At 59.7% G+C, this 20483-nt stretch carries 16 protein-coding genes; 11 read left to right on the plus strand and 5 right to left on the minus strand.

The window, feature by feature from the left end; genetic code table 11:
- Positions 1–171 precede the first annotated feature (171 nt).
- From CCR94_RS17200 to CCR94_RS24660, 5 genes are all read left to right on the plus strand, one after another.
- Complete coding sequence (locus tag CCR94_RS17200; protein ID WP_104509077.1) at positions 172–663, plus strand: HRDC domain-containing protein; 492 nt, start codon at positions 172–174, stop codon at positions 661–663.
- Positions 653–1672 carry an RNA-directed DNA polymerase gene (locus CCR94_RS17205; RefSeq protein ID WP_104509078.1) on the plus strand — a complete coding sequence of 340 codons (1020 nt, stop codon included), beginning with the start codon at positions 653–655 and terminating at the stop codon, positions 1670–1672. The genes CCR94_RS17200 and CCR94_RS17205 overlap by 11 nt, the downstream gene beginning before the upstream one ends.
- Before the next feature lie 14 nt (positions 1673–1686).
- The gene (locus CCR94_RS26700) at positions 1687–1968 is read left to right on the plus strand and encodes a formylglycine-generating enzyme family protein (RefSeq protein ID WP_425332342.1); all 282 of its coding nucleotides are present in this window, start codon (positions 1687–1689) and stop codon (positions 1966–1968) included.
- Positions 1969–1984: 16 nt separating this feature from the next.
- Positions 1985–2887, plus strand: a complete 903-nt coding sequence (locus tag CCR94_RS17210) for a formylglycine-generating enzyme family protein (protein WP_104509090.1) — start codon at positions 1985–1987, stop codon at positions 2885–2887.
- Between the two features lie 83 nt (positions 2888–2970).
- Positions 2971–3408, plus strand: coding sequence for a hypothetical protein (locus CCR94_RS24660; RefSeq protein ID WP_146090067.1), 438 nt, complete (start codon positions 2971–2973; stop codon positions 3406–3408).
- Positions 3409–3548: 140 nt separating this feature from the next.
- Here the strand turns inward: CCR94_RS24660 and CCR94_RS17215 are convergent, their stop codons facing one another.
- The 3 genes from CCR94_RS17215 to CCR94_RS17225 form a co-directional block, all read right to left on the minus strand.
- Positions 3549–4610, minus strand: a complete 1062-nt coding sequence (locus CCR94_RS17215; RefSeq protein WP_104509079.1) for an AAA family ATPase — start codon at positions 4608–4610, stop codon at positions 3549–3551.
- 74 nt (positions 4611–4684) lie between these two features.
- Entirely contained in the window at positions 4685–7783 is a 3099-nt protein-coding gene (locus CCR94_RS17220) for a relaxase/mobilization nuclease domain-containing protein (RefSeq protein ID WP_104509080.1), read from the minus strand.
- Complete coding sequence (locus CCR94_RS17225; protein WP_146090068.1) at positions 7780–8133, minus strand: ribbon-helix-helix domain-containing protein; 354 nt, start codon at positions 8131–8133, stop codon at positions 7780–7782. Before CCR94_RS17225 ends, CCR94_RS17220 begins: the two co-directional genes overlap by 4 nt.
- Positions 8134–8402: 269 nt before the next feature.
- Here CCR94_RS17225 and CCR94_RS17230 point away from each other — a divergent pair, with 269 nt between their 5' ends.
- Positions 8403–8939: a hypothetical protein gene (locus CCR94_RS17230; RefSeq protein ID WP_146090069.1), complete on the plus strand. Its 537-nt coding sequence runs from the start codon at positions 8403–8405 to the stop codon at positions 8937–8939.
- A 205-nt stretch (positions 8940–9144) separates the two neighbouring features.
- On the opposite strand, the gene CCR94_RS17235 is transcribed toward CCR94_RS17230, so the two are convergent.
- Positions 9145–10551 (minus strand): exonuclease domain-containing protein, encoded by a 1407-nt coding sequence (locus CCR94_RS17235; RefSeq protein ID WP_104509083.1) that lies wholly within the window; start codon positions 10549–10551, stop codon positions 9145–9147.
- A gap of 221 nt (positions 10552–10772) precedes the next feature.
- Between CCR94_RS17235 and CCR94_RS17240 the strand changes: the two genes are divergently transcribed.
- From CCR94_RS17240 to CCR94_RS17260, 5 genes are read left to right on the plus strand one after another with little or no spacing between them, the layout of a single operon-like run.
- On the plus strand, positions 10773–13799 hold the full coding sequence (locus CCR94_RS17240) for a BPTD_3080 family restriction endonuclease (protein WP_104509084.1): 3027 nt from the start codon (positions 10773–10775) through the stop codon (positions 13797–13799).
- Entirely contained in the window at positions 13796–14704 is a 909-nt protein-coding gene (locus CCR94_RS17245; protein ID WP_104509085.1) for a hypothetical protein, read from the plus strand. Before CCR94_RS17240 ends, CCR94_RS17245 begins: the two co-directional genes overlap by 4 nt.
- Positions 14704–17562, plus strand: a complete 2859-nt coding sequence (locus CCR94_RS17250) for a site-specific DNA-methyltransferase (RefSeq protein WP_104509086.1) — start codon at positions 14704–14706, stop codon at positions 17560–17562. The genes CCR94_RS17245 and CCR94_RS17250 overlap by 1 nt, the downstream gene beginning before the upstream one ends.
- 9 nt (positions 17563–17571) lie before the next feature.
- Positions 17572–18438, plus strand: a complete 867-nt coding sequence (locus CCR94_RS17255; RefSeq protein WP_104509087.1) for an HNH endonuclease — start codon at positions 17572–17574, stop codon at positions 18436–18438.
- A 2-nt stretch (positions 18439–18440) separates the two neighbouring features.
- Positions 18441–20108, plus strand: coding sequence for a GmrSD restriction endonuclease domain-containing protein (locus CCR94_RS17260; protein WP_104509088.1), 1668 nt, complete (start codon positions 18441–18443; stop codon positions 20106–20108).
- On the opposite strand, the gene CCR94_RS17265 is transcribed toward CCR94_RS17260, so the two are convergent.
- Positions 20087–20483: hypothetical protein (locus CCR94_RS17265; RefSeq protein ID WP_206605853.1), on the minus strand; the 397-nt coding region annotated here is incomplete at its 5' end. The two genes, CCR94_RS17260 and CCR94_RS17265, sit on opposite strands and share 22 nt — an antisense overlap.

Raw genomic sequence — 20483 nt, forward strand, 5'->3', positions numbered from 1 at the left:
TTCAGGGGTGAGCGGAGCCGGGGGCGGGGCGGCGAATCCGGCGGGGAGCGCCGGATCGCAGCCACGTCCTCCGGCGGAGAGGCCGCAAAGGTTTGGCGGCGGGTTGGCGCCGCAGGCGCTTGAATTTTTTTGGCGACGGCAGGGCGACAGACTGGAGAGCCGATTGTGCGCATGAAATTCTTCGCCTGCCCAAGTCTTGACGACGACGCCGAGGCGAGCGCAGCGCTGAACCAGCTTTTGGCGAGCCATCGCATCATCTCGGTGGAGAAGAATTTCGTCCAGGACGGCCAGACCAGTTTCTGGGCGATTTGCGTGACTTACATCGATCATGCTGGCGCGAGCCGACCGCCGGCGCCGGCGACCAAGCGCGGCAAAGTCGATTATCGCGAAATCCTGCCCGAAACCGAATTCGCGACTTTCGCCAAATTGCGCAGCCTGAGAAAATTTCTCGCCGACCGCGAAGGCGTCCCGGCCTATGCGCTTTTCACCAATGAACAGCTCGCCGCGATGGTCCAGCGCCGTGTGGCCAGCATGACGGCGCTGCGCGAAATCGACGGCGTCGGCGAGGCGCGCGCCGAGAAATACGGCGAGGACTTTCTTGCCATCCTGCGCGCCGAGTGTTTTGACGCGACGACCATTGAAGGCGAGGGCCATGCGGCGTAGCGCCCTCGATCTGGCGGAGGTCGCCGACTGGCGAAATCTCGCCGCGGCTTTTCACGCCGCCAGTCAGGGCAAGAGCGCGCGACAGGACGTTGTGGCCTTCGGTCGGAGCCTCGACGCCGAACTGGCTTCGCTGCGGCGGGAGATTCTTGCCGGCGAGTTGCGGCTTGGTGGAATGAAAAGCTTCTGGATCCGTGATCCGAAACTGCGTCTGATTCACGCGCCCTGTTTTCGCGACCGCGTGCTGCATCACGCTCTGATCAATTTCGTCGGTCCGGAGCTTGAGCGCGCCCTGGTCTTCGACAGCTACGCCTGCCGCATTGGCAAGGGAACCCTCGCGGCGGTCCGACGCTGTCAGCAGCACATCAGGCGGTTCCCCGTTTTCGCCAAGATCGACATCAGGCGGTATTTCCCAAGCGTCGATCACGGCGTGCTGCTTGATCTGTTGGCGCGGCGCTTCAAGAACAAGACCTTGCCCGACGTGCTGGCGCAAATCATCGGCGGGCATTCCTCCTCGCCTGGAAAGGGGCTGCCGATTGGCGCCCTCACGTCGCAACACTTCGCCAATTATTATTTGTCCGGCCTCGATCGTTTCATCCTTGAAACCCAGAAGGCGCAGGGCTTCGTGCGCTACATGGACGATTTGATCTGGTGGCAAGGAGACAAGCAGCAGATTTGCGAGACGCTTGAAGCGGTCGGTCAGTTCGCGCGCGAAAGACTGTCGTTGGAGGTCAAGTCTCCATCCCAGACGGGATGCAGCCGCGACGGCGTGATGTTCTGCGGTTTTCGGATTTCATCGGGCGGCTTGAGGCTCTCGCGCCGCCGGCGCATCCGTTATGCGGAGCGGCGACATTTTTGGGAGGAGGCGTTCTTGCGCGACGAAATCGGCGTCCGTGAATTGCAAATGGGTTATGACTGCGCCTTGGCCATTACCTCTCATGCGGACAGCGTCGGCTGGCGCAGGGCGCAATTGCGGCGCAGGCCGCTTGCCGAAGCATTGCGGGATTTGTAGGCTTCCGATGGAAATTGGCTCGAAGAAACCTGGCGAAACGCGTCTTGCGCGGCGGCTCGTGGAACAACAACGCGCGCAACGTCCGCTCTGCCTACCGGAACAGGAACGATCCGGAGGACCGGAACGACAATGTCGGCTTTCGCTGCGCCCGAGCTCACGGCCCGATGGATGTCGCGGTCCTGAACAGAGCCGGTTTCCCGCCCCTCGCCACCGGGGGGCGAAATCAAAGGGCCGCCGGTGTGCTGGTAGGGCGCGGATGCGCCGCGAAGGCTCGCCGGCGCGCCGCTTGTGCCTGACGAGGGCGCGCCGTTCATGAGCGCCGCGATTCCCAACCTCGCCGACGAATATCGAAAACTCCTGCAAGGCGTCCCGCCGGATTGGGCGAGCGAATGGGGGCAGGACGGATACGGTGTCTTTCTGGGGTTCTCGGTCGGTGGGGCGAGCCAGATTTTGCGCTGGATACCTCCGGGGACATTTATGATGGGTTCGCCCGATGACGAGCAAGGGCGTTGGTCCGCCGAGGGCCCACAGCATGAAGTGACCATCGCCGAGGGATTCTGGCTGTTTGAGACGCCTTGCACACAGGCGCTTTGGACGTCGGTGATGGGGAACAATCCGAGCAAATACCCGACGCCGGACCGCCCGGTGGACAGCGTGGCCTGGAACGACGCCCAAGCGTTCATTGGCCGGATCAACGAAATGCTCCCCGGGCTTGGTTTGTCGTTGCCGAGCGAGGCGCGGTGGGAATACGCGTGCCGCGCCGGAAATCCACGGTCCACCTATATCGGCGATGTCGAGATACTCGGAGAAAACAATGCGCCGGGCCTGGACGCGATCGCCTGGTATGGAGGCAACAGCGGCAAGGATTTCGATCTGGCGGAAGGCTACGACAGTTCGAATTGGAAAGAGAAGCAATACGATCACAAGCTGGCTGGCACGCGGCGCGTCAAGCAGAAGAAGGCGAGTGCTTTTGGGCTGTACGACATGCTGGGCAATGTCTGGGAATGGTGCGCCGACGCTTGGCGGGACGATCATCAGGGCGCTCCGAGTGATGGGGCCGCGCGGGAAAGTGATGAGAAATCGGCGCGGCGCGTCTTGCGCGGCGGCTCGTGGGACTTCAGCGCGCGCTTCGTCCGCTCTGCCTACCGGCTCAGGGGCGATCCGGAGGACCGGAGCGACTTTGTCGGCTTTCGCTGCGCCCGAGTTCAGGCGTGAGCGGAGCCGGGAGGGACGTGGCGAGTCAGGCCGCGCGGAGCCGGCCAGACCGCTCGCGGCCCTCACCACAATAGCCGCTGTGTGTGAGCGGCGAACTTGCCGTCGACTTTGGTTTTGGGAACGACAGCTTCAGTATTGATCGCGGACTTTCATGCATTTCGGTGTACGTCCGAGTTGGACAAGGCAAATCAATGGCCGGCGATTTCGGGAATGGCGGCAATGAGCCGGACTCGGTCGATCATACCGCCTCAATCTGGCTCGCCTCCCCTCTACATGTTGTGGGTGTATGCGTTAACCGGATAGGCACGGATTGTTGGTCTCAAGGCTTTGATGAAGCCGATCTTATGCTCGTCCCGGCGCGGCAACAATTTGGAGCTCCCGCCTCATCAACAGCTTCGAGCTTGATTAGCTACGACGGTTTTCTTCGATCGAACAGCCGAGCCGCCGACCAGCGGACGCTCTTGACGTCCGAGAAGGGTCATGAGCGCGGGTTCATTGCGCTTCGCAAGGTCGCTGAGTGAGAGGCGCCGATGTGACCGCTTCGAGCCGGTTGTCGACTCGCCTGCAGCTCGGCATGAGCTCGCGTTGGCGGCGCGCGATCGGCGCCATTTGGCGCGAGCAATCCGTCTGTAGCGTGGCGAAGTTATTCCTCCACTTCCGATCACAAAAATCCGATGCGATGAGGCTCAGGCGCTGCGCCCGCCCCCACGACAGCTGCCGCCGCCTCCAGATCTACGACGGTCAACGCGGTCGCATCCCGGGCTGCGGCGAATCCCGCGGCGATATGAAGGATTCGCCTGACATGGCGGGGCGAATGCCGGGCCAGTACATCGAGAATTGCCCGCGTGGGGTGGCCGGCAATACCCGGCCGGTCCGCAGCGAAGCTGCGAAAAAGCGCTTCGGCAATTTCGCGGCCCTCCGCGGGGCTTGGACGATCAATCCGAACGATCAGGCAGCGATCGACGATGGTGGTCGGGATCGAATCGATTGAATTCGCTGTCGCAATCCAAAAAATGTGATCGGCGCGCAGCTCGAGACGCAGATACTGGTCACGAAATCTAGATGCACTCTCAGGCTCGAAAAGCGCATGAAATAGGTCGAGCGGGCGCTGGCTGTGAGAATATTTTGGCGCCTTTTCTATCTCGTCAAGCAGTATGAGCGGCGAGGCCCACGGCTCATCGAGCAGCGTTCTGGCAATGACGCCAGGTCTGGCCGATTTCCAGGACAACGTGTGTCCTGACAGATCGCCGATGTCGTCGAGGAGACTCATCTCGATGGGGACGAAAGCTGTGCCAAGGGCGCGCGCCAAACGCCGCGCAACATGGGTTTTTCCGACGCCGGGAGGCCCCAGAAGGACGATGGGAGGCATCATCAATGGCGTCCCCGTACGCTGCGACGACAACGCCTCACGCAGGAACAGTTCAACCAGGGGCGAAAGATTTGGGGCAGCTTCAAGGAGTCGTCGCAGATCGCGGATCATGCCGTCGTCGGCGAGCAGCAGCGCGCGCTCGGGGCCTATGAACGATCCCGCAATGTCTTTCAAACTGGCGAGTCGCCTAGCCTCTTCTGACTGAGTGCCTCCGAGCTCGGTATTTCCTGCGGCGATCTCGGCGGCATGAATGAGCGCGGCCAGCTCACCGTCGTTGTAGAGCGCCACCGATGGCCGGACGGGCTTCGCCGTCGCCGCTTTTGTGGTCTTTGAAGGTCGTTTGATTGAGTTCATTTTTTCGGGATTTCCTATTTTTTTCCGCTCCCGAATTCCAACCCTTCAGTTTCTTTGCCTTGTCCCGATCGTGTCTATTCCCGCTCCGGTCCGTCCCTTCCTGTCATTTTCGCCCCAACGCCCAAGATCGGTCGTATCATCGATACGACGCCGGCGAGGCTCTGCTGAAGCTTGCCTGTAGGGTCGGCGAGACCGACGAACGCAGACTTCTCGGATACGGACGCTTGATGCATCCACGCAACGAGCGGAACCAACGTCTCCATGCCCAGGGCCTCGCAAACTTGCTTGAACCGGGGCATGGCATACTTTTCTTCACGCTTTGGATGAAGAATCAGGTAGGCCGCGGCGAGTGTTTGTTTGTTCGCGTCCAATGTGTACGGAAACAGGAGCTTTTTGGGCGCAGGTTGGGCGGCCAAAGGCGGTTCTGGCTGGACTGCGATAGCCGTAAGCGGCCTGAGGGGTGTGGCATGACGATCCGTTTCGGCGCGCAGGAAAGTGCGACCGGGCGCCGACGCGGTTGCGGTCAAAGTCGGGAGACTTTCCGAGGATCGAGCGCGGATGGGCGCCGACGTGACCGGGGGCAGAGCCGGGGGGCTTTCCGAGGTTCGCAAGTTGTTTGATTTCGCGTCCATCTGGGCCGCGCAGCGGAGCGCGGCGATCTTCACGTCCGCCGCCACGGGCGCGGACATGGAAGAAGGCAGAACTTTCGCCACGCCGACGGTTTCAACCTCGATCCGCTTCTTCACGTGGGTCGGGTGAGGGGCATGACGATCCGTTTCGGCGCGCAGGAAAGTGCGGCCGGGTGCCGACGTGGTTGCGGTCAAAGTCGGGAGACTTTCCGAGGATCGGGCGCGGATGGGCGCCGACGTGACGGGGGGCAGAGCCGGGGGTCTTTCCGAGAATCGCAGGCTGTTTAATTTCGCGTCCATCTGGGCCGCGCGGCGGAGCGCGGCGACACGCAGTCGCGCTATCGCGGCGATCTTCGCGTCCGCCGCCACGGGCGCGGACATGGAAGAAGGCAGAACTTTCGCCACGCCGACGGTTTCAACTTCGATCCGCTTCTTCGCGTGGCTCGGCTGAGGAACTTCGACATGGATGGCGCGCGCCGACGTCAGTGGAGCCGCGCTCGCGGCGGCGCGCATCTGGGGTGAATTAACCGGAGCCGGATCTACCTTAAAGGCATACACATCCGGTGAAACGGTCACCGCGACGTTGTTCCGGCGGACGCGCCAGAGCCAGGCCGCGCCGCGGAGCCGATCGAGGATTTCACGGTCGCCAAGTCGGCTATTATCTGTTGCTGCTGCTCCTCGATGCGTTTGACCCCAGCCGTCAACACCGTGAGCCCCTGTCGGATTTCGGAGATGGTCTTGATCATGACGTCCAGCGGATCCTCTCCCGATGGGGGCGTCTGCATAAGTTGCAGCACCTTGGTGGCCGCTGTCGCGGCCTTGCTGGCTTCCGTGTGCGCATTCGCCGAGTTGCGCGCTGCTTTTTTGGCTGCGTCGAACATTTCCATATCGAGGATCGTGTTCGGGTTGGTCGTGTTCATGTTCTAAGTCCCTATTTTCGGTTTGAGACAAATGATTTTTTTCAGTCGACGGACTTTCCTCTTCTTTTATCGGCGTGATCGGCGCCGCGATGGTCGACGGCTTTGAAAAGGCCAGCGACAAGACATCGGACACCAACCCGGCCGCGACGGGAGTTTTTTCGGGACTGACCTGAATGTCGACGGCCGCGGACGACGAGGCTGAGTTCGACGATCCAGCTGCGATTTCAGCCTTTTCGCGCTCTTTGACGCGGCGCGCCTCGCGCGCCTTTCGAAATTCTGGCCATGTCAGCGTGTGCTCATGACGAGCGCGATAGAGGGACCATGCCGCCTCGACCGAGGCGACGCGCTCAGCACGCAGCCGGGCAAGGTCCTGGTCTAGGGCGAGGTCGCCAATGGCGTTGAGCAGGCCGCCGATGGCGGAGCGCCGACCGAGGACGGTACGGATAAGGCGACGCCGGACGGAGGCCACACCAAGCCGCCTTTTGAACTCAACTTCAAAACGAGCGCGGGCATCCCCAATCTTGCTCGAACGACTGTGTCGATAGCCTTCATTCCGCGCTCTCGTCGATCGTTGATGCTGCTGAAATGCAGCAAAATCCGCCTCAGCCTGATGCTGGACCGGTGATGACATCACGCTCGCCGGCGCCACGACGTCCGGCTTCGAACTTTCCGCAGCCGGGGTTGTTGCGCGAGCTGGCGAGGCCGGCAAGGGGGACAAAACCCCTTCAGGCGGCTGGCCCATAGCCGGGACCGATTGTCCGTCTATGCGGCCACGGCCTTGGGTCAGCCCCGGGCCGGACCATTTCTCGTCCGACGTTTGATTGATGCTGGACAGCGCCGCGCGGCGACGGGGATCGCGTTGGTCGACGATGACGATGCCGCAATGATGGCCCGGCGCTCGGCCCTTCGTGGAATTCCCCGGATGGAGTGTATAGCCACGCCCTGTAAATGCGGCGACAAACGCCGGCCAGTCGGCAGCCATGCGGGCGCGAATGATTTCATCACGAAATGTCGGATCGGCGTATAGGTCGTCACGTATCGGCTTGGCATTCGTCTGAGCGATCAGGCCACGAATTCCCTGCGAAAGCGGGGCTGGCGCCGTGGGATCGATCCGCGCGATCGCCGGGCCGAATTCAGCAGAATCAAGGGAATTAAAACGGCCCGGAACCAGCAAGAAGCCCATGTCCCGGGCCACGGTGGCGACAGCGCGTTCAATCTTGGCGAAACTCCACGAGTCCAAGGCGCCGGCGACTTTCCCGTCAGGCCCGACGCGGGAGATCATAACGTGGACCTCGAAATGCGGCGTCACCGTCGGGAACGTCGAATGGATGACGCCGAGCGCTTTGTGGTCTTGCAAGCCGAGCAACTCGAACACTCGGTCGATGGCTTCGGCGACCGTTTCACGGGTTGGAGCCTCGTCAGCTCTCCATGAAAAAATCAAATGTCCGACCGGTCGTTTCACCCGGCCGGATTTCCGCGCCTCCGCGATCATTTCAGCGACGGCAGTGATCGCCGAGGCGACATTATAAGTAAGAAATGACTCTGGCGGCAGGTGGCGTTGGGCCGCCGCCAGATAGGCGAAAAGACCGGCGAAATTGGCGCCTATGATGATTTTCCCGATCATCCGGCTTTCTTGACCAATTTGGCTGCCAGATCGCTGACGAGCGCCGCCACTTCGAGGCTGACGCGCCGCATGTCTTCCAGGGCGGCTTTGTCCGCGGTGTTCGATGTCTTTATGGCCATGGCCATGAGTCCGCCGTGACGGCGCAGGTCGGCCGCGAGGCGGCCGAGCTCGCACAAGAGATCGTCAAGCTGGCGCCGCGCCTCGAGATTTTCGAGGTAAGCGGCTCTTGAGCCGGGAGCCAAGAAGGCCCGGACTGCGTCGATGATCAGCGACGACCGCGTCTGCCCGATGCGCCTAGGGACCGCGTCCAATTTGGCCGCGCAATCGACCGGTAGCCGCACCGAGGTCATGACTTTCATTTCTGCCATTTGAACAATCTCCTGTAGCGAGCGAATAGCGAGCGGAAGGTTTGCTTGGAAGACCAGCGGTCTCGTATTACGAGACCATTGCTGGCTACACTTTAGCGTTTGCACTGTTGGTGACTTCTTTAATATCATTGCTTTCATTTTTTCGTCAATACAGTTCGCCATAAGTATTGACTATATTTGTCGTAATCGGCATCATAAACGTGTCGCCATAAACATGATGTGGCGACTAAATCAGTACTAGGAGATTCAAAGTGAATCGTAAAAAGAACGATCCCCCGAATGAGTTCTGGATAAGCGTCAGCGCGATAGATCTGGCTCTCGCAGACCTCGATACGGCAGATCCCGGATACTTCAGGACGGACATCCCAAACCTGAAGGTCGCATTGAAATTCGCGCCGTGCTTTGAAAAGGGCTTCGCGGATATCCAGATCGTCGAGGCGCTCAAGAAGCGCGATTCCGGCGACCCCGACCGTCTGATCGATCTCGTGGAGTCGGCGCGCAAGGTCGTTATGGAGTCTCTCGGCGATGCGGCCGCGGTGAAGCTTCGCGGCCTTGATGAGGAGCTCGCGCAGATCAAGGCGAGACCGTCGAAAGGGTCGTCGAAGGCCAAGCCAAAAGGCGCCTCATCCTCGACGGCTCGGTCGGTTTCTTCAACCGCTGCCAAAGCTGATCCCGCCACGGACCGGTTGGCGCCCGCACATAATGAGGAAACCGCTCCGAATGCGGCTATGCCGAGCGGCGGGAAATCGACAGCTGACGATCTCCCCGATTTTGCCCAAGGAGTCTGACCTCGCATGTGCTGGCCACATGCCCAGCGAATGCCGCGTCGGCGATAGACGCGGACCGAAACCAACAAAATGGGCGCCCGAAGCGGCGCCCATTTTCATTTCTGGGACGCAGGCCCAGGGATTTGAAATCGAAAGCAAAAAAACATCCTGGAGCAACGCTTGCGCGCGGCTCCAGGATGCGGATTGAAGCGTCAGATCATTGGCATTACGCCAAGCGTCCGTGCGGATATTGCGTGGCGACGGATCGAAGCGCAGCAAGGTATTCGACGCCGGCGCGCAAGCGTCGGTTCTCGTCGGCATCCTCACGCGCGATCATGCTGGCGATGGTCGAAACTGTTGCCGATTCCGCGAGCCAGGGAACGTCTTGATCTTTTTCGATTCTGCCGCATTGCCAGCGGAAAATTTCTTCGCGCTCGGCTGGTGAGAGGCATTCGGGTGCCTCTGCGTAGAGAAGACGCAGCCCAAACGCTTTTAGCTCGGGGTCGTCGAGTGACTCCAGAATGCCCCTGCGCGCGCCCCATGGCAGGTCATGAAAGGACGCAGCGATTTCCTCATTGCGCTGAGAAATGGAAGGAATATGGAGCTTCCGGTCTCGTGCCGCGCCATCGTTGGCTGCTCGTCTCATGAAATGACTGACCCGGCTCTGGAAGTCCCGATCTTCACGGATCGCTTTCGCGCGTGAGGCAAGGGTGGCCGCTGAAACGCCGACCCGTGGCTCGGTGACGAAGGCTCCTACAGCAGTAAGGATGGGCGCCTTGTCCAGCGGGATCACTCGGAGTTTTCGGGGCGACGATTTGAAGGCGTCGGCCAGACTGACGTCATCCATGCGGCGCAGAAGATCGACGTCGAACGCCAGATCAGCGACGACGAGCAAGTTGGGATCAGATGGCGCCGTCGTAATCGGCGCCAAGATCCGCGAAAACGGCCGTCCAGAATGAACCGAAGTGTACCGAAAATAGGGGTGATTTTGGACCAGCGCATCGACGGCCCCTCTTTGGCTCCCGGCGATCAGCATCTCCGTGATCACTTGCGCGCGTGTCATCATCACGATCATCAGCTGTCGCAAGATTTCGACATCGGCCGAAGCGTCGTGGAGGCGAGTTGCCTCGAAACGGATGCCATTTATCCGCACCAGCGGGCCGAGACGAAAAGACGCCATGCCATTGCAAACTGGCACCTTCAGAACCGATGGCGCCAACACGGAAAGCGCTCGCGCGATCAGCATGGTGTCAGCGCGACGATTTCCATTGGTCTGCGTCAGATCGGGATTGTGCAGCGTTTGGACCAGCGCTTGCCGGAGGTGAAAATCGTCGAATGCCACCAGATTGTGGGCGCAGAACGTCGCCGACGACCAGTCCCGAAATGTCCGGTCGATTCGATGGATCATTTCATAATGAGTGAGGCGCGCATCGGACGGATTGTCCTGCTTGTGTCGCACGGAGAGGCTGAATGGGTCGGCCTGTTCAAATCGCGGACAGCGCAGATTGATCTGGTCCAGGACTTGAAAATTCGAATCTGTTAGCGTTGCCGCGCATTGCAGAATTTGATCGTATCCCCGAACTGTTCCTGTCGTTTCGAGGTCGAACAAGACATAATTTCTTTCTTTGGTCATGTTTTTGGGATTCTCCTGCCCTCTATGGGCAAAGCCCCCTTTCCTGCGCTTCCAACGTCAGCCTGTGATCGCGTCTATCCGCGAGATCACGCGCGTCGCACTCCGGTCTCAACTTTTCCGCGAAAAACCAAGAACCCGTCACATTGACATCGCCTTGGGTCCGCTGTTCAGTCCCGCCGTTTAATTCATGCGGCATTTCGCGAATCACCCAGGGCGGGACTATGGCGGCGACTTTTTTTGAACAGCCGATATTGAACAGCCCCTACGAATGCCCGAGGCTGCACCACGCTCTCGACGCCGAAGGCCAGCCTCTCGACGCGCCGCCAGTCACCGGCCGGCGGAGGTCGGAACTCATCACGCCGGTTCCGAAGTGGAAGAAAGCCAGCGGCAAAGGCAAGCAGGCATCGATGCTGTTCGAGGACGAGCAGGGCTTGTCGACAACGGCGCAGGAATACAATCCGACCCCGATCATCAACGAGATCCGCTCCCTGATGGAGGCTTGGCGGGCGCTGCCGAATCCGGGCGATTGGGGCGTAACGCCCGCAACGCAACGCCTCCTGACCCATTGGCGCAGCTATAAGTTCCAGGGCGTTCGCCCGTTCTTCTGTCAGGTCGAGGCTGTCGAGACGATCATCTGGCTGACCGAGTTGGCGCCACGACTCCGCCGCTGCGACGCAATCCGGGCGCACCTGAAAAACGCCAACCTCGCCTCCAATCCGGAGCTGTTCCGGCTCGCCATGAAGCTCGCCACGGGCGCCGGCAAAACCACCGTCATGGCGATGCTGATCGCCTGGCAGACGGTCAATGCGGTCCGCTCCCCGACCAGCGCCATGTTCAGCAAGGGGTTCCTGATCGTCGCGCCCGGCATCACCATCCGGGACCGTTTGCGGGTCCTCAACCCAGACGACGCCGAGAGCTATTACCGCACCCGTGAACTTCTCCCGTCCGACATGATCGGCGACATCGCCAAGGCGAAGATCGTCATCACCAATTTCCATGCTTTCAAACGCCGCGAGACGCTCGATCTCTCCAAAGTGGGCCGGTCGCTCCTGCAAGGCAGGGGCGAGGCGCCGGTCACCACCGAGACCGAGGGACAGATGCTCCAGCGCGCCTGCGGAGAGTTGTTGGCGCTCAAGAACGTCGTCGTCATCAACGATGAAGCCCATCACTGCTACCGCGAAAAGCCCCAATCCGAGGAGGAGCCCGACCTCAAGGGGGATGAGAAGGATGAGGCGAAAAAGAACGCGGAAGCGGCCCGTTTGTGGATCAGCGGCATCGAGGCTCTGAAGCGCAAGGTTGGCGTTCGCGCCGTTTATGACCTCTCGGCCACGCCATTTTTCCTGCGCGGCTCCGGCTATCTGGAAGGAACCCTTTTCCCTTGGGTGGTCAGCGACTTCTCGCTGATGGACGCCATCGAATGCGGCATCGTGAAGCTGCCGCGCGTGCCGGTCGCCGATAACCTGCCATCGGCGGAGATGCCCGTTTATCGCGACCTCTGGAAATATATCGGCAAGAAAATGCCGAAAAAGGGCGTCGGCAAGTCCGGAACCCTCGATCCGCTGAAATTAGAGCCGGAGCTGCAAACCGCGCTTCATGCGCTCTATGGCCATTATGCCAAGACCCATGATGTTTGGAAACAGGCCGGCATTTCCGTGCCGCCCGTTTTTATCGTCGTGTGCAACAACACCGCGACATCCAAGCTGGTCTATGAGTGGATATCGGGGTTCCGGCGCACCAATGAGGAAGGCGAGGAGAAGGCGTTCCACAAGGGCTTCCTCAGCCTGTTCAGCAATTACGACACCTATGGCGAACGCCTCGCTAGGCCCAACACGTTGCTGATCGATTCCGAGCAGCTTGAATCCGGCGAGGCGTTGGACCCGCAATTCCGCGAAATGGCGTCCCTTGAGATTGAGCAGTTCAAGCGCGAGAAAATCGCGCGTGAAGGCGCCGGGGCCTCCGTGGAAGCGCTTTCGGACGCCGAGTTGCTGCGCGAGGTCATGAACACGGTCGGCAAGGAAGGGCGCCTCGGCGAAGGCATCCGCTGCGTCGTCTCCGTGTCGATGCTGACGGAGGGTTGGGACGCCAACACGGTCACGCATATCCTCGGCGTGCGCGCCTTCGGCACGCAGCTACTCTGCGAACAGGTCGTCGGCCGCGCCTTGCGGAGGCAATCCTACGAGCTGAACGACGTGGGCCTGTTCAACGTCGAATACGCCGACATTCTCGGCATCCCCTTCGACTTCGCCGCCAAGCCGGTTGTAGCGCCGCCGACGCCGCCGAAGCAGGTCACGCGCGTCCAGGCCGTGCGCGAGCGCGAGGCGCTGGAAATCCAATTCCCTCGGGTTGAAGGCTACCGCGTTGATTTGCCCGAGGAGCGCATAGTCGCGCAATTCACCGAGGATTCGAAACTGGTCCTGACGCCGGAAGAGGTCGGCCCCTGTACCGTGCTCCTTCAAGGCATCGTTGGCGAAGGCGTCGAACTCAACGCCAAGAACCTCGAGTTGATCCGGCATTCCGAGATTTCATTCCACCTCGCGAAACACCTGCTTTACACCCGCTTCCGCGACCCTGGACAACCACCGCCGCTGCACCTGTTCGGTCAAATCAAGCGTGTCGCGCGCGAATGGATCGACGGCGGCTATCTCATCTGCAAGGGCGTGCCGATGGCGACGGTCACCTATCTGCAAATGGCGGAGAAGGCGGCGGAGCGCATCTATCTCGCCTGCCAGCGGCCTCAAGCCGGCGGTGCCAGGGTCAAGGCGATCCTCGATCCCTATAATCCCAAGGGCTCGAGCCGTTTCGTGAACTTCACGACGTCGAAGGACACGTTCAAGACCGACGCTGCGAAATGCCACGTTAATTACGTCGTCTCCGACAGCAATTGGGAAGCGGAGCTCGCCCGCGTCATCGAGCGCAATCCGTATGTCCTGAGCTACGTCAAGAATCAGGGCATGCAATTCGAAGTCCCGTATCGCGACGGTGCCGTGCTGCGCAAATACGTGCCCGATTTCATCGTGCGCATCGACTCCGGCGACGAGCAAACGCTGAACCTGATTTGCGAGGTCAAAGGCTATCGCGGCGGCGACGCCCAATTGAAAGCGGAGACGATGAAAAACCTCTGGGTGCCCGGCGTCAACAATCTTGACGCCTTCGGCCGCTGGGATTTTGTCGAACTGCGCGATGCCTTCGGCTTCCAGGACGCTTTCGACAAGCTCATCGATTCCTACGTGAAAAAGGTTGCGGCATGACGGACGTCCTGACTCTCGGCCGGCTCGAGACGGTTTCCGTTCGTAGCGCATGGGCGCATGAGGCGCTCGCCTTTACGCCGTGGCTCGCCCAAAATCTCGATCGGCTGAGCGAGGCGATCGGCATCCCGCTCGAACATGTCCAGTCCGAGGCGCCGGTTTCGACCTTTGCGGCTGACATCCTCGCTCGTAACCCGGCTGACGGCTCGATGGTCCTGATCGAAAATCAGTTGGAAGGGTCTGACCACGGCCACCTTGGGCAGATCATGACCTATCTGGCCGGCTTGGAGGCGCAGACGATCGTCTGGATCGCGCCGAGCTTTCGCGACGCGCACCGTTCGGCGATTCGCTGGCTCAACCAGCACACCGTTGATCCCTTTGCCTTCTTCGCCGTCGAGGTTCGCGTCGTCCGCATCGGCGATTCCGCCATGGCGCCGCTGTTCGACGTCGTGGAGGTGCCGAACCAATGGGAGCGGCAGGTCCAGCGCCAGGCGCGCGAGAGCGCGGTTGCAAGCCCCAGGTCCGAATTTCGTCGCGCCTTCTGGACGCATTTCCTCGAACGCCATCCGGAGGAAACGGCGTTCGGCGCGGTGAAGGCGGAGCCAAGCCGTTGGAAGCCGGCGACATCAGATCTCTTCGTCGTCGAATATCTGGCGCAGGATGAGGTTGGTGTTTTCGTTCGCGGCGTTTGGGGCGTTTCACCGGAAGCAAGGGCGGTTCAACTCGAACCCTTCGCGCAGCGGCTGCAGGATGGTCTCGGCGCTCCCTTCGCCAAAGGGGCCTTCACCAAGGTGCTTCCGATCGCGTCGCGCGAACCCGCCAATTGGGACCGGATGGCTGACTGGCTGCGGACGGAATCCGACCGCTATGTCGAGGTCGTCAAGCAGGTCATGGAAGGAACGAACTGATGGCCCGCGGCCCGCAGAACTCAAATGGCGGCAAGAAGGTCGCCACGCTGACCCACGACGGTGCGGCGCGGAAAAACATTCCGACAGCGGAATTGCAGTCCTTTGCCGAACGCATCGAGGAACAGCATCCGGTCGAGCCGGTCACTTTCGCGCGCGCCAACCCGCTCGCTGAGGGCGAGACGCGCGAGCGCGATGAGGATTGCGATCCGCAGATCATCTGGCGCGGCGCCCGCATTCGCCTGAGCAAGGAACAGATCCGCGCGTTGAGCGAAAAGGGCGAAGTGGAGATCGGCGACGCGCAGCTCGTCTGGCGCGGCAAGGACCGGCAGGATTGGTCCGATCTCGTCGTCCATGCGCCGCCGCTCTACATCCAGGAGAAGGTTCACCCCAAGGCGATCATCGATGACCTGATGCGGCGGACCAAGGAAGCGGCGCAGGACGACGCGCCCGACTTGTTCTCCGATTTCAACGGCGTCGATCCCAACGCGCGCACCGATTTCTACCAGCATGACCAGCACTGGTCGAACCGCATGATCCTCGGCGACAGCCTGCAGGTGATGGCCAGCCTCGCCGAACGCGAGGGCCTGCGCGGCAAGGTGCAGTGCATCTATTTTGATCCGCCCTACGGCATCAAGTTCAACTCGAACTGGCAGGTTTCGACGCAAAACCCGAAGGTTGCGGACGGCAAGCAGACTGACATTTCGCGCGAACCTGAACAGGTGAAGGCTTTCCGCGATACATGGAAGGACGGCGTCCATTCCTATCTGACCTATTTGCGAGATCGCCTCACGGTCGCACGTGAAATGCTGACGATCGATGGCTCGGTGTTTGTGCAAATTGGCGATGAAAATGTGCATCGGGTGCGTGCTTTGATGGACGAGGTATTCGGTCCAGACAATTGCATTTCCGAAATTGTCTTCCAGAAAACAGGCGGCCAACCGAGTTTATATCTCTCGTCAGTGCAAGATTATGTTCTCTGGTACGCAAAAGACCGCAATGCCACCAAATTTCGGCGGATTCATCTCAAGAAGGAAGTCGGAGTTGGGCACGGGTCAGGTGCCCGATATGATCAGGTTGATGATGAGGGCAAGGCGTTTCAGCTTACGAGCCTGACCTCAAATCGTCCGCCCGGTTCATTCCCGATCGACTTCGAGGGGCGAACCTTCAATCCCTCGGGTGGTTACTGGAAGACCGGGCAAAGTGGTTTTCAGAAATTGATCCGAGCGAACAGAATTCGCCCGGCTGGCCGCACACTGCGATACGTTCGGTATCTTGAGGACTTTGCTGCCTATCCCATCACCAACGTTTGGACAGATACGGCAGGAAGCGCTGGAAAAATTTATGTTGTGCAGACGTCGACGGCGATTGCCGAACGATGCATCCTAATGGCAACAGACCCTGGTGATCTCGTACTCGATCCAACTTGTGGATCCGGAACCACCGCGTACGTCGCCGAACAGTGGGGGCGTCGTTGGATCACCATCGATACCTCTCGCGTGGCGCTCGCTTTGGCGCGAACCCGACTGATGAGCGCCCGCTACTCATACTACTACCTTGCCGACAGCGTTGAAGGGCGGAGAAAGGAACAAGACATCTCGGGCAAAATCCGGATCGATACGACGATCCGCGGCGATATCCGCCACGGGTTCGTTTATGAACGCGTTCCACATATTACGCTTAAAGGTATCGCCAACAATTCGGCCATCGACGACATCTGGGAAAAATGGCAGGCGAAGCTGGAGCCGGCGCGGACGATTATGAACAGCTTGCTCGGCCAGACATGGCAGGAATGGGAGATTCCGCGCGAGGCGGCGAAAGACTGGTCCGAAAAGGCCAAGGAGGCGCACGAAGCTTGGTGGACGGCGCGCATCGCCCGCCAAAAAGAGATCGACGACTCCATTGCCAAGGCCGCTGACGTCGAACTTCTTTATGACCGCCCCTACGAGGACAAGGGCCGCGTGCGCGTCGCCGGCCCGTTCACAGTCGAGAGCCTGTCGCCGCATCGTGTCGTTCCCGCCGACGAGGAGTTCCTGGGCGCGACCGATGGCGCCGACGAAGCCGCACGCCGGCGCCGGCAGGAGGCCGCGCCTCAGACCGACTTCTCCACCATGGTGCTCGAACATCTACGCACCGCCGGCGTCCACCAGAGCGAAAAACGCGACACCATCCACTTCAACGTGCTGCAAGGCTGGCCCGGCGAATATATCGGCGCCGAAGGCCGTTTCATGGAAGGCGAGATGGAGCGCCGCGCCGCGATCTTCATCGGACCGGAATTTGGCACGACGACACGCAGCGACCTCGTCGCCGCCGCGCGCGAAGCGACCGACGCCCGTTTCGACGTGCTGATCGCCTGCGCCTTCAATTTCGACGCCCACGCCGCCGACCTGTCCAAGCTCGGTCCGCTGCCGATTTTGAAGGCGAAAATGAACCCCGACCTGCACATGTCGGACGACCTGAAAAACACTGGCAAGGGCAACCTGTTCGTGGTGTTCGGCGAACCCGACATCGACATCGAGCAGACCGGCGACGGGCAAATTTTCGTCCGCGTCAACGGCGTCGATGTGTTCGACCCCAACACCGGCGAGATCCGCTCCGCCGACACCAAGGGCATCGCGGCCTGGTTCATCGACACGGAATATAACGAGGAAAGCTTCTTCGTCCGCCACGCCTATTTCCTCGGCGCCAACGACCCCTACAAGAGCCTGAAAACGGCCCTGCAGGCAGAGATCGACCGGGACGCCTGGGAAACCCTCTATCGCGCCGAATCCCGCCCCTTCGCCAAACCGAAAACCGGCAAGATCGCGGTGAAGGTCATCAACCACTTCGGCGACGAGGTGATGAAGGTCTACAGGGTGTGAGGAAACTCCATGGCAAACGGCGACATTGTAACACTTCCGATAACTCTTCCTGATTTCACGAGGGGCCAGTCAGTTTCGAAGAAGGTCAGTCAACCATTTTCCAAAAGCAGCCATCAACGATATCGTGTGTCAGACCTCAAGTATCCGGGCGAAGGGAATACACCTCGGACGGACTTTTTCGAGAAGCATCTTACCGCCATATACTGGGTCTGCGGGACGCCTGTGCCGTACGTCTTCAAGACGATCGACGGAGCGACACGGTCTCTCGACGCCGGGTGTTTGAGCTTTATGCTCCATCAAGGGAATAAGATCGATCTGATTTTGGACGCCGATGGTTACATTGCAGCTGTCCGCCCGCTGCCGAAGCTGCTCGACACCTACACGGCAATCAAAGAGAAGCTCGTCGGCAAGTTGACCGGCGATTCGGTCGAAATCCTCGACCTGCCCTTTGACTTGAATGCGCCAGTTGACGAACGCAGGAAGCAGGAGTCGGAACTTGTTGTCCGAGAAGGGGCGTCTGCCTTTCGCGCCGCAGTCCTGGGCGCCTGGAGTGGCAAATGCGCAGTCTCAGGTAGCGGCGTCGTCGAAGTCATCGATGCTGCGCACATCTATCCCTACCTTGGGCCGAAAACGAACCGCGTTTGCAATGGCGTCCCGCTCCGGGCTGACATTCATCGCCTCTTCGACGATTTCCGGATTAGCTTCCGAAGCGATCCCCGTGGTTTCCGGGTCGTGCTCGCTGACGACCTGAAACAATCCGAATATGCGCAGTACGAGGATCGTGTGTTGTTGCGACCGCCGCGCGTGGCCGAGCGGCCGGCGCAAAAACTTGTGGAATTTCATCTCACGAAATTTAAGCAACGGAATGGGACTTAGCCATGAAGAATTTGAAACAACCCATTCGCAGGATCGTTTCGTTTCTCAACAATCGCGACGAAGACGGCGGATTCTGGCTCCCGAACATCCAACGCCCCTTCGTATGGAGCGAGGACCAGATTTGCCGTCTCTTTGATTCCATCATGCGGGAATATCCGCTCAGCACCTTGCTGGTGTGGAAGACGACCAATGGCATCCGCCGTCGAAAATTCATCGACAACTGGAAGCCGACCCTCAAGTTGAGCGACTTTTATGTTCCGGAAGACCAAAAAAAGAAATGCCTTGTGCTGGATGGCCAGCAGCGGCTTCAAAGCCTCTTCATCGGGCTATGCGGCAGTTATGAAGGGCGAGAACTTTATTTCGATATCACAAGCGGCGAGTTGTCGGCCCCCGACGACATCAAGTTCAGATTTGCTTTCAAGGACAAGAGCGTCGCCCAGTTTCCCTGGATAAAGTTCAAGGAACTGGTTTTCACGACGATGCGAGTGCGGGAGATGCGCGACAAGATCGCTGCCAACTCCGGCCGCGAGATCACTCCTGCCGAAACTGAAAAGATTGAAGATCACCTCAATCAGATTGAGCGCACCTTCAAGATGGACGAGGCGATCGCCTATCAGGAACTGGACAGCATCGACAATCCGAACCTCTACAAAGAGGACGATGTCGTTGAAATTTTTATCCGCGCAAATTCGGGCGGAACGAAGCTGGGGAAATCTGATCTGCTGTTCTCGTTGCTCAACGCATCATGGGAAGTCGCCGACGAGAAAATGGAGGGACTGCTCGAATCGTTGAACCAGCACGGGTTCGAATTCGATCGAGACTTCGTTCTAAAATCTTGCCTCGTGTTGACAGGTCAGGGCGCCCGATACGAGGTGCAGAAGTTCCGCAAGCCCGGCGTTCGCGAAGGAGTGGAAGCATCTTGGGACGCGATTTCCCGCGCGATGATCGACGTCCTGGATTTCGTGCGCGGGAAGACATTCATCCAGTGTGACAGGGCGTTGCCGTCATACCTCGTGCTCATTCCATTGATGTATCTCCGATACAAATATCCCGAGCAATGGAAGGTTGCGAAGGACATCGACACCTATCTTCTGCGATCCTTGTTCGCGAAGGCCTTCAGCGGTCAGCCGGACAACCTCCTCGATGCGTTAGTCAGAAAAATCGACGAACTGGGGGGCTTTTCGCTCGACGAAGCGTTCAACGTCATCCGCAGCCAGGGCCGCAGCCTGGAAATCACCGAGCAGCAGCTATGGCACATGGGCTACGGATCGGACACCATCCATCTGCTGTTCAATCTATGGTACCGCAGCTTCAATCACACACCCGCCTATGTCAACAATTTCCCCGAAATCGACCACATTTTCCCGCAAAGCGTGCTGCGCGGATTGAAAGTCACGAACCCAGAAACGGGGCGCCCGGTAATGCGCTATAGGGAACATGATCGCAACCAGCTTGCCAACTGCATGCTGCTGACCAAGGGAGAAAACGGCCCGGGCGGAAAAGGCGCGACGCTTCCGGAAGACTGGTTCGCCGACAAGGATGACGCCTACCTGGATAAGCATCTCATTCCAAAGGACAAGGAGCTGTGGGCGCTTGATCGTTTCGACGATTTCATTTTGGCGCGCATGAAACTCATCAAACAGCGCTTTCAGCTGTTGTTGGTCTCCTGATCAAACGTGCAAGACATCCAATGACCTTCGAGATTTCCAAACCCATCAATGAAACGCAGCGCCAGTTCAACGCACTCTGCAAGCTCGGTGGCGGCATGCGCGGAGGACCCGCAAGGACCCGCGTCCAGTCGCTTCTTCGGGACAGTGGAAAGTCTCTGAACAATATTGCGTATCGAGAAATCCAGAAAATGCTGACCGACTTGCCGGACCGCAATCCTTGGCATGTCTGTTTCGCTGTAGGATTGGCCGTAAGCGGCACGAGCCTCCCACATGGCGGTTTTCGTTGGAATAGTTGAGACTCGCTGGGGTTGAACCTGAGCGAGCTTCGTAAATCCATGCATCAAGCCAGAGATCAAGGCGCCTCTTACCAACGGG

This window comes from Rhodoblastus sphagnicola (genome assembly GCF_002937075.1).
In the GTDB taxonomy this organism is placed as follows: domain Bacteria; phylum Pseudomonadota; class Alphaproteobacteria; order Rhizobiales; family Beijerinckiaceae; genus Rhodoblastus; species Rhodoblastus sphagnicola.

What these genes read in the sequence shown, in the direction of transcription:
- CCR94_RS17215 (WP_104509079.1), bottom strand. Translation starts at nt 4,610, where the DNA reads ATGAACTCAATCAAACGACCTTCAAAGACCACAAAAGCGGCGACGGCG.
- CCR94_RS17220 (WP_104509080.1), bottom strand. Translation starts at nt 7,783, where the DNA reads ATGATCGGGAAAATCATCATAGGCGCCAATTTCGCCGGTCTTTTCGCC.
- CCR94_RS17225 (WP_146090068.1), bottom strand. Translation starts at nt 8,133, where the DNA reads ATGACCTCGGTGCGGCTACCGGTCGATTGCGCGGCCAAATTGGACGCG.
- CCR94_RS17200 (WP_104509077.1), top strand. Translation starts at nt 172, where the DNA reads ATGAAATTCTTCGCCTGCCCAAGTCTTGACGACGACGCCGAGGCGAGC.
- CCR94_RS17205 (WP_104509078.1), top strand. Translation starts at nt 653, where the DNA reads ATGCGGCGTAGCGCCCTCGATCTGGCGGAGGTCGCCGACTGGCGAAAT.
- CCR94_RS17210 (WP_104509090.1), top strand. Translation starts at nt 1,985, where the DNA reads ATGAGCGCCGCGATTCCCAACCTCGCCGACGAATATCGAAAACTCCTG.
- CCR94_RS17255 (WP_104509087.1), top strand. Translation starts at nt 17,572, where the DNA reads ATGGCAAACGGCGACATTGTAACACTTCCGATAACTCTTCCTGATTTC.
- CCR94_RS17235 (WP_104509083.1), bottom strand. Translation starts at nt 10,551, where the DNA reads ATGACCAAAGAAAGAAATTATGTCTTGTTCGACCTCGAAACGACAGGA.
- CCR94_RS17245 (WP_104509085.1), top strand. Translation starts at nt 13,796, where the DNA reads ATGACGGACGTCCTGACTCTCGGCCGGCTCGAGACGGTTTCCGTTCGT.
- CCR94_RS17250 (WP_104509086.1), top strand. Translation starts at nt 14,704, where the DNA reads ATGGCCCGCGGCCCGCAGAACTCAAATGGCGGCAAGAAGGTCGCCACG.
- CCR94_RS17260 (WP_104509088.1), top strand. Translation starts at nt 18,441, where the DNA reads ATGAAGAATTTGAAACAACCCATTCGCAGGATCGTTTCGTTTCTCAAC.
- CCR94_RS17240 (WP_104509084.1), top strand. Translation starts at nt 10,773, where the DNA reads ATGGCGGCGACTTTTTTTGAACAGCCGATATTGAACAGCCCCTACGAA.